At 38.6% G+C, this 9,062-nt stretch carries 8 protein-coding genes; 3 read left to right on the plus strand and 5 right to left on the minus strand.

All coding sequences use genetic code 11. The annotated features are described in order from the left end of the window. Positions 1–350: 350 nt before the first annotated feature. From B2906_RS06320 to B2906_RS06330, 3 genes are read right to left on the minus strand one after another with little or no spacing between them, the layout of a single operon-like run. Positions 351–866, minus strand: coding sequence for an acyl-CoA thioesterase (locus B2906_RS06320; protein ID WP_144603206.1), 516 nt, complete (start codon positions 864–866; stop codon positions 351–353). A 4-nt stretch (positions 867–870) separates the two neighbouring features. After that, complete coding sequence (gene pncA / locus B2906_RS06325; RefSeq protein WP_370627665.1) at positions 871–1,500, minus strand: bifunctional nicotinamidase/pyrazinamidase; 630 nt, start codon at positions 1,498–1,500, stop codon at positions 871–873. Further along, a complete protein-coding gene (locus B2906_RS06330) occupies positions 1,487–2,974 on the minus strand; it encodes a nicotinate phosphoribosyltransferase (RefSeq protein ID WP_144603203.1) in 1,488 nt (495 codons plus the stop codon). The genes pncA and B2906_RS06330 overlap by 14 nt, the downstream gene beginning before the upstream one ends. Before the next feature lie 229 nt (positions 2,975–3,203). Between B2906_RS06330 and B2906_RS06335 the strand changes: the two genes are divergently transcribed. The 3 genes from B2906_RS06335 (at position 3,204) to B2906_RS06345 (ending at position 5,328) form a co-directional block, all read left to right on the plus strand. Beyond that, the gene (locus B2906_RS06335; RefSeq protein ID WP_250161269.1) at positions 3,204–3,743 is read left to right on the plus strand and encodes an RNA polymerase sigma factor; all 540 of its coding nucleotides are present in this window, start codon (positions 3,204–3,206) and stop codon (positions 3,741–3,743) included. Continuing rightward, entirely contained in the window at positions 3,736–4,485 is a 750-nt protein-coding gene (locus B2906_RS06340) for a hypothetical protein (RefSeq protein ID WP_144603199.1), read from the plus strand. The genes B2906_RS06335 and B2906_RS06340 overlap by 8 nt, the downstream gene beginning before the upstream one ends. Positions 4,486–4,593: 108 nt before the next feature. Continuing rightward, a complete protein-coding gene (locus tag B2906_RS06345) occupies positions 4,594–5,328 on the plus strand; it encodes a hypothetical protein (protein WP_245756357.1) in 735 nt (244 codons plus the stop codon). A 48-nt stretch (positions 5,329–5,376) separates the two neighbouring features. Here B2906_RS06345 and B2906_RS06350 read toward each other — a convergent pair whose 3' ends face one another. Together B2906_RS06350 and B2906_RS06355 are read right to left on the minus strand one after the other, a co-directional pair. Continuing rightward, positions 5,377–8,037, minus strand: coding sequence for a CHAT domain-containing protein (locus B2906_RS06350; protein WP_286936041.1), 2,661 nt, complete (start codon positions 8,035–8,037; stop codon positions 5,377–5,379). A 101-nt stretch (positions 8,038–8,138) separates the two neighbouring features. Then, a partial coding sequence (locus B2906_RS06355) for a hypothetical protein (protein WP_286936043.1) occupies positions 8,139–9,062 on the minus strand: 924 nt, incomplete at its 5' end.

Raw genomic sequence — 9,062 nt, forward strand, 5'->3', positions numbered from 1 at the left:
TGTCTATCCTCTTGCGAAGGACATACCAACTCTGAATAATCCCAGTTTCTCATTAGAACTGAGAAAATACATTTTTCAAAAAATTAACAATTGAACAAAATTAAATTTGGATAACGTGTCAAAAAATTAACAAAAACTGTATAACTACTGGGCAAATCCCCGTTCGCTTGTATCAGTTCCGAACAAAATCCTTGGATTTCTTACTGGAAGAAGGTTGCATGATTGCCGGTATTGTTAAGGAAAATTAATTCAAAAAAAATTTCCATCGCATCATGCCAATTTTTACAAATAAAAAAACCTGTACGCTTCTGTACAGGTCTTGTTCGTCGCGGGACAATTAAATTCTTCTTTTAAGATTTCTTAAACTCTGAAATCAACATTTTTACTCGATCTTTGATATCTAAATTGCTGATATCCAGGTTTCCGGAAGTGGCCTTTAAGAAATCTTCTACTGCACCTTCATGATCTGTTGACTTCCCTTCAGCCAACGTTACATAGCGCATAGTAGACCAAAGCAAGGTCTTGAGCTGAGTCTTGCTATCATCAGTCATGTAGTATTCAACCACTATAGTATTGTGATTGTGCCAGATGATTCGGCTCATGATGCGAACCCACTCCCCCACCATAGCAGGTTTGACATAGCTGATATTATGATTGTACACCACCCAGGCAGCTTTATACTTTCGGATCAAATCAATAACTTCCAAGCCATACAGCTTTGGCACCTGATCCTCCCTCGCATTGAAGAAGTAATCAAAATACTTCGCATTATTTAAATGCTGTAAAGGATCGCAATCTTGAAAGCGGATTACAACTCTGCTTTCCGTTTCTTGGGGATAGTATTTGTCTGGGTTAAATTCAAACATTCTTTTAAAGGTCTTTTGAGGTAATTAAATGAATTCCTGCATCCTGCATTTCTTTCAAGGCAACATCTCCATCTTCCGCTTTAAGGTTTACAGGCTTGGTCGCATCCGTAATTAAATAGGTTTCAAACCCCAGGCTTTTCGAATCCATGGATGTAAACTTCACGCAATAATCTTGTGCAAGACCGCAAACATATACCTTTTCCACTCCAATATCTTCTAAAAATTTTCCCAAACCTGTATCCCCTCTTCTGGCATTATCGAAAAAGCCTGAATACGAGTCTACTTCCGGATTAGTCCCTTTTTGAAAAATATCCTCCCATTGAGATTGATTAAGGTCCGAGGAAAATTGGGCTCCTTTGGTAAACTGTACACAGTGAACTGGCCACAAAACCTGAGTCAATCCATGGAGATCAATCAGCTCCCCAGGATTCTTGCCTTCATGATTGGCCGCAAAGCTTTGATGATCTACTGGATGCCAATCCTGAGTCGCTATGATCAATTCAAATTTTTCCTGAATTGAATTAATGATGGGTACAATTTGATCTCCATCAGAGACCGCTAAAGCGCCTCCCGGTAGAAAATCATATTGAACATCTACGATTACCAAAGCTGACTTTGAATTATGCATTGCCATTTTCCATCTTTTTTGCCTGTAAAACCAATTCCATTCTCAAATGGTGCAAATTTTCCTCCAAGCCCACTGGATATAGATGCGGATTGACCAATCTCTTATGTGTTTTATCAAAGGAATCCAGCTGTTTCTGCGCTCTTTCACGGATTTTTTGAATATCAGGACTTTGATAAACTGCTTTCCCATTTTTGAAAATAGGTTTTAATAAATCCTCTTCCTGATAAAATGCCGGCATGATTCTTTTTCTTCTAGTCGGATCAGTTGGATCAATAATGACCGTACCTCTCGGGTTGATCTCCTCATTTTCCAAGTAAATCATATCAGCCACTGCTTTGTCATTGGAGTAGTATCGCTTCACATTGTGAATTCCCGGAATATTGATTTTCAGGGATTGTTGACTGATTTTAATCTTAGGCTGAAAAATTCCATTCTCGGTTTTAATAGCTGACAACTTATAAACGGCGCCCAAGGCAGGCTGATCAAATGCTGTCACCAGTTTGGTTCCAACACCCCATACATTGATTGAGGCCTCCTGCCCTTTCAAAGAAGTAATGATATGCTCATCCAGGTCATTGGAAGCTACAATTTTTGCCTCAGGAAACCCTGCCTCATCCAAGAGTTCTCTTGCTTGATTGGAAAAATAAGCCAAATCTCCACTGTCAATTCGGATCCCCATCATCTCTTTCCCTTTTTTTCGCAAAGCTTGGCCAACCTTAATTGCGTTTTTGATTCCATTGATTGTATCATAGGTATCTACCAAAAAGACACATTGATTGGGAAATGCATCTGCATAGGCTTCGAAAGCTTCCAGTTCAGTCTCAAATGACATGATCCAGCTATGGGCATGTGTTCCGGAAACAGGTATTCCAAATAGTTTTCCTGCCATTACATTACTGGTAGAAGCACACCCTCCAATATAGGCCGCTCTACTTGCTGCCAATGCTCCATCTATGCCTTGTGCCCTTCGTAAACCGAATTCCAATACCGGTTCTCCTTTTGCTGCCAAATTAATTCTAGCAGCCTTAGTAGCGATCAATGATTGGAAGTTGAGGATATTCAGAAGGGGTGTTTCCAGCAACTGACACTGGATTAAAGGGCCTTTTACACGCACCATAGGTGCATTGGGAAATACCACGGTTCCTTCCTCCACCGCATCTATGTCACAACTGAATTTTAATTCGCTCAAATACTCCAAAAACCCCTTTTCAAACTGTTGGCTTCCATCAGGGGCTTTCATTTGTGAGAGGTACTCTATATCCTCTTTCCCAAACCTAAAATTGCTGCAATAGTCAATGACATAATCCAGTCCAGCTGCCAAGGTAAAACCGCCTTGAAATGGATGTTTTCTGAAAAACAGATTAAAAACAGCCTCCTGCTCACCTTTTCCCGATTTCCAATAGGCATATGCCATGGTAAGCTGATAAAAGTCAGTGAGAAGGGCCAAACTTCCCTGATATAAGTCTTTCGTGATTTTCATAAATTCAATTCTGACTTAAAAATATAACAGACATTGATTCTTCCCTAAAGTTTTCTAAACACATTTCCGGACAAATGAAGTTTTATCACTGATGAACTGTTTTTTTTGGATATTGTGGTTACAAAATTCCAAGCTGTATCGACCTAAAGATGAATAGCAAATGAAGCTAAATCCAAATTTCACTGATCAGGAACTGGTGGAAATGATCCTAACCAAAAACCGGCAGAATATGGCAATAACTTTACTTTATCGACAATATTACGGAGTCTTAGAAAATTACATTTTACAGAATTCCGGCAGCTCAGACGATGCGGCAGACATCATTCAGGAAGTGATGCTGATTTTTGTACAAATGATTTCTGAAGGAAAATTCAGAGCAGAGTCCTCCATCAAATCCTTTCTTTACAGTATTTGTAGAAACCTTTGGATCACAGAATTAAGAAAAAGAAAAAGCTCTGCTGCAAGGCAAGAGAAATATGAAGAAAGTACTGAAAAAGTAGATTCAGATGTCTCGGAAAGTATAGCAAAAACCGAGAGTCTCAAATACATCATGGGACTCTTTCAGGAGTTGGGAAACAAATGCAAGCAGATTCTTCAACTCTTCTACTATGAAGAACTTCCAATGAAGGAGATTTGCGAGAAACTTGACTTTAGTTCAGAGCAAGTTCTCAGAAACAAAAAATACAAATGCCTGAAATCATTGATTGAAAAAACACAGGCTTCACCTCAAGTATATCAAAACCTTCAAAAAGCTTTACGCCATGAATAATATAGACTTGGAAACATTGGAAGCTTATTTGGATGGAAAATTAGCTTCTGAAGAAAAAATACTACTTGAAAATAGCTTAAAGGAAGACGCCTCTTTAAGAGAGGAACTGGAATTACTAAAACTCTCAAGAGAGGCAATAGCTATGAACTCCTGGGCAGAATTGATCTCCGGAACTCAAAAATCATTTTTGAAGGAGAGAAAAAAAGCAGATTCAAAAGCAAATCCACTTTGGTCTTGGGCTGGAAGAATCGCCGCAGGTCTGTCTTTTTTACTGGTGGTGGCAACTGTGGCACTATTCGTCACAACGTCCCAAAATTCCATGGTAGAAAATTTTTACAGCTATCAAATTCCTGTGATGAGAGGAGAACAAAATACATTCTCACAAATTCAGGATGCCTACCTCAGCCAGGATTATGAGCTGATAGAGTCCTTAAGAAGTCAGGTCAGTCAATCAGATTTAGAATCCCTATTTATTTTAGCCATGGCTGATTTGGAAAACGAAAAGTCAGCTTTGGCTGAAATCATATTAAAAGATCTAGAAACCAGAAATTCACAATTGGAAGAACCAGTATTTTCTGAGGAAATCGATTATTACCTGATCCAGTCATTACTTCAGCAGGAAAAATATGATGAGGCTGAATCACGGCTTGAAAAGATCTTGCAGGATCCTTCACATCGATATTTCAAAAACTTTACGAAGTCGGACTTATGGAAAATAAGAATTCTAAAGTTGAAAAAGTGAATTGAATAAAGCGAAAAACTCCCCTATGGGAGTTTTTTTAATTTTTTTTCAGTTAAGTGGTTACATATTTGCAATTGACTCCGACAAAGGATTAAACCAACAAAAATTATGAGAACACTAATCAAATTAACACTAAGCACATTTTTGATTATCGGGCTAGCTGCCTGTAACAATGATGAAGATCCTCTTTCCTTAGGTGAAGGAGAAGTGAGAATGGGTGTTGGAGTCAAAATGAACTCCGGGACTAACCCAGGCGCAAGAATCCAAAATTCCGGACTTGATATCAACTCAGGCTTTTTACAAGTGAAAAAAATTGAGTTGGAAACAGAAGGAGTTGACGAAAATGGAGAATTCGAGCGTGAGCTTGAATATAAATTTCCGGAAATTCTGAAAATCGATTTCAATGAATTTGATTCAGGAGCCGACTTCTTTATCAATATTCCTGCTGGAAACTATTATGAAGTTGAATTTGAAATTGACTTGATTGATAACAGAAACGAGCCAAGCATTCAGCTAGACGGTACTTTTAATAAGGAAGACGGAAGTTCAGTACCATTTAGACTTCAAGTTTTTGGAGATGATGACGAGGACTTGGATTTTGAAGTTGAGTTGGAAGCCGAAGATGATGATGAATTATTCTTCCTCGATGCAGTAAATAATCCTTTGGCAATGTTAGAAATTAATGCAAAAGGCTGGTTCTCTAGTATCTCAAATTCTGAATTGGAAAATGCAGAATTGACTGATGGTGTCTTGCTAATTTCAAGAACAAAAAATAGAGAAATCTATGAAAGAGTATTGGATAAAATAGAAGCTTCAAGCGAAATTGAGCTGAAACTAAAATAGGGCTAATTTTCAGCGAAATAATCCGGCAGAGCAATTTGCCGGATTTTTTTATTCCTTTTTATTTGACCTGTAAATTATCCAGACTATACCCGCTAGAATAAAGAGAACCAAAGCTATCCTACCTATTACTTCTTTCACTTTTCGCTCAAAAGAAACTACTTCAGGCTGACCAATTAACACATAATTTGCCCAATAACCGGGATGTGAAAATTGCGACATTTTAGGATCGCTTAGTAGATCCAATTTTGCCAATCTTAATGCTGAGGCATAGGATTCTCCCTTTTGCAAATGTTTATAGAAGGCATCTGATAAATACACAGCTACCTGATTTTCGGTTAACCACAATGAGGTAATTAAGTGATCCGCTCCAGCCAGAGCGAAGCTTCTAGCTAAACTGATCAACCCCTCAGAATCACTCAACTGCCCCGCTCCTGTTTCGCATGCACTGAGAAATACAAATTCAACCGAGTCCAAAGCCTGATAGCTCAATTCCTGAGAAAAAAGCCTAAATTCTTCCAGACCGGGATAGAATGCGATAAATGAAGAATTGATGTCCCCGGGCTCAGCTTTTGCATGCGTCGCCAAATGGATATAGGGATAATTAGGGGCTTCTTTCAAGAAAGTTTCCAGATCTGCAGACTCATCTGTAAACACGGTAAATCCTTTCCTGCTTATTTCCTCTTTGGATCCGGGCAACCTTGATAAGCCTTGAAATCCCTTTTGCTCAAATGGAGAAAAACCCAAAACAGCATTGGAAAACCATTCTTTCTTGGGTTCTGATTTAACCAAAGCAGCAGAAAACTGATATAAAACTGCAATTCGCTCAATTAAATATTCTCTATCAATGGGTAATACCTCAAAAGGAATAGGATTAAACTGCGCATGAGGAACTACAATCAACTGATTCCGGCTTTTCATTCTCAACAGCCAAGGGTCAAAAAGTGTTTTCCCAAATTGACTGATGAAGGAACCAGCATCATACTTTCTGCCCAAGTTAGGAGTTTGTAATGCCTTCCTCCAATTTTCAAGTTCTCTGAAATTGATTTCTTTGATATCCAACGCTTTGAAATCGAAAAAATCAGGCTCAACCCAAAAAACAAATAATTTTGAAGAAGTTTGAAATAGAGATAAACTCGCCTTCCTCCTACCCAATTGATCCTGATATCTAGCTAAGCTGAAGACATCTGCATTTTCAAAATCAGGCAAAAAACTCTTGAATTCTTCACGTAACCTGGACAAGTCAACTTGCAGTTTGATAAATTCCTCCTGAAGCTTCTTTAACTCTTCGGGATCATTGGATAAATATTGTCTCTGATAATTTTTTGAAAGCAGAAATTGGAGATTTTCCTCTTCCTGAAGCTTCGCTAAAGGGATTCCAGACCTTCTTTTGAGTCTTTCAAAATAGGCACTTTGCCTCAAAGCCCCAGCTTTGCTTTGCTCTGCCCAAACAAAAGCCTGTTCCATTAAATCCAATTCATCTCTCTCTAGAGCAATATTGTAAATCTTCTCGATGGCGTTTTGATAAGCCTTGAGAACTTGGTCGCCCAAAAAAATCCTAGCCTCATCATTATCAAAATTGAAGCTGATGTAATTTGCAAAATCGAAAGCACTGAGATAGGTACTCAAGCCCAACCTGAACCATTTGGAATCTTCTTCTTTTTCATAAAGCATCCAGGCTACTTCCGCCTTTGATGCTAAAACTTCAAAGAGCGTGATTGAGGACATTCCTAAGGATGATTTTTCAGGATTTTGAAAAATGTCCGGATTTTCAAAAGTAGGATGCAGCTCTATTATCGCTTTTTGGTAAGAATTCAAAGCCTTCTGATACTCCTTTTTCTGTTCATGGAGCTGGCCTCTAAGATTATAATAGATACCTCTCTGAAGATCTTTTTTCCTCATCAACTTGATCATGAGAGAGTCCCTAGTCCTATCCAAAGCCAATTCAGCAGCTTCAAAATCCTTTTTTAACAAATAACCTTTCGCAAGTAAATTCCAATGCGAAAACTTTAAAGGCTCGGAGGTTTCACTAATTTGATTTAATACATCCAGTGCTTGATCAGGATTTCCCTCTTCCAAATGAGTGTTTGCCAGATTGATTCGAACTTGATTTGGATTAATCTCCCAAGTCAGTAAATCCTCATAAATCTTTTTCGCACTATCGTATTTTTCCAGATTATACAAGGCTGATGCCTTATTACTCAAAAAACTATAGCGTGCATATCGTCCATAATCCCCTAAAGAAGAAGGCAATGCTGACTCTGCCCTACTGAAATAGCTGATACTTTGGCTGTAATTTCCTGTTTCAAAATAATAGACTCCCAAAGCATTAAATAGTCGTTCGGGCTGAGTCTTTCCCTGAATCAATTTCTGAAGACTTTCAGCTTCTTTTAAATGGTAAATAGAACTGTCCAGCTTACTCAAGCTAAAAAGAAGCTCTCCCAAAAATAGATGGGATGAGTAAATTAAAGTATCTGGAAGTTTAAATGCTTTGGCTAGTTGAATTCCTTTTCTGTAAGATTTGGCTGCAGCTTCATTTTCTCCATATACAGAAAGTAACACTCCTAACCTTTCAGAGCCTCTCAAGAAAAGCTGAACCTCTTCAGAATTGGGAGTTTCAGCCAAAGCCTCAGAGTACAGCATGATGGCAAGCCTATCATCCTCCTCAGTAGGTGAAGGCAACTGGTAAAGAGAGTCGGCTTTTTTCAGCAAATCCAGGTTTCCTTGCGCTAATACGCATATGGGTGAGAAGCATAAGCTTAGGAAAATGGAAAGATAAAGTCTCTTTAAAAACACGGAAATAGGGACAAACCCTACTCCAGACGAGCTACGATTACCACAAAAGGAGGTCTCGGCTTGCCGGCAGGTCGGGTTTCATTTAGTGATCTAAAATTAACCCAATTTCCTCCTCTTCGCTCATTGATAAGGTCATTTTTTTCCTCAATATCATCTAATAATGCTTGAGGAATGTCTGCCACAGTTTCAAAATAGAAAAATCTCAAGGGGATAGAATTGAGTGCCAGATTGCTTAAATCAGGTAATCTATAAAGCAATTCAACATCTAGGACTTGTCCGTTTACGGGAATAGCACCAAATGTCCCATTTTCAACTGTTTTTTGAAGGTCAAAAACACCTTTGGATGAAATCTCAAAGCCTAGATCCTCTAGAGAAATACCGTTTTGATCCTCTACATCAAAATCACAGCTGGTATCATCATCGTCGTCATCATCTCCATCATCGCAGGGAAGTAACAAACCCGGAACTCCATTATAAATCGGAGCTGCCTGTATTTGATTCTGCCCAAGGACATAAATACCATCCCGGTAATTCACCCCTCCGACGGTAACGAAAGTCTCACAGGAACTGGAGCTTCCTTCCGGAGTAAATGTTACTTTATATTTCAATCCGGTTTCACTTGCATTTACGTCAATTGCTCCCGTCTCTCCATTGATAGCCAAGCCATCAGGACTGGCAGTGAAAGTTCCTGATGCGTTGGTAATAGGATTTACAATGACATTTTGGGTCGCATTGATGTAATAAATGGTGTCTGTGTAAGCAAATAACTCGCAATCAAATGAATTATCTCTGATCTGATTATCCTGAACACAAGAAAAAGACAGCAAAGCCAATAAGGCAAAAGTCAAAGTTGAAAGTAAAGCATGTGGGCGCATGAGTTCCTTTTTTATTTTAAGTCGATTCCACTTATAAAATTGTAACCCAGATTCAAGTAATAATTG

Origin of the sequence: Algoriphagus sp. UBA3586 (assembly GCF_002376385.1) — a bacterium.
GTDB lineage: Bacteria > Bacteroidota > Bacteroidia > Cytophagales > Cyclobacteriaceae > Algoriphagus > Algoriphagus ornithinivorans.

Excerpts from the sequence above, each read along its gene's own strand:
- B2906_RS06345 (WP_245756357.1), top strand. The coding sequence starts at position 4,594 with ATGAGAACACTAATCAAATTAACACTAAGCACATTTTTGATTATCGGG.
- B2906_RS06330 (WP_144603203.1), bottom strand. The coding sequence starts at position 2,974 with ATGAAAATCACGAAAGACTTATATCAGGGAAGTTTGGCCCTTCTCACT.
- pncA (WP_370627665.1), bottom strand. The coding sequence starts at position 1,500 with ATGGCAATGCATAATTCAAAGTCAGCTTTGGTAATCGTAGATGTTCAA.
- B2906_RS06320 (WP_144603206.1), bottom strand. The coding sequence starts at position 866 with ATGTTTGAATTTAACCCAGACAAATACTATCCCCAAGAAACGGAAAGC.
- B2906_RS06340 (WP_144603199.1), top strand. The coding sequence starts at position 3,736 with ATGAATAATATAGACTTGGAAACATTGGAAGCTTATTTGGATGGAAAA.
- B2906_RS06335 (WP_250161269.1), top strand. The coding sequence starts at position 3,204 with ATGGCAATAACTTTACTTTATCGACAATATTACGGAGTCTTAGAAAAT.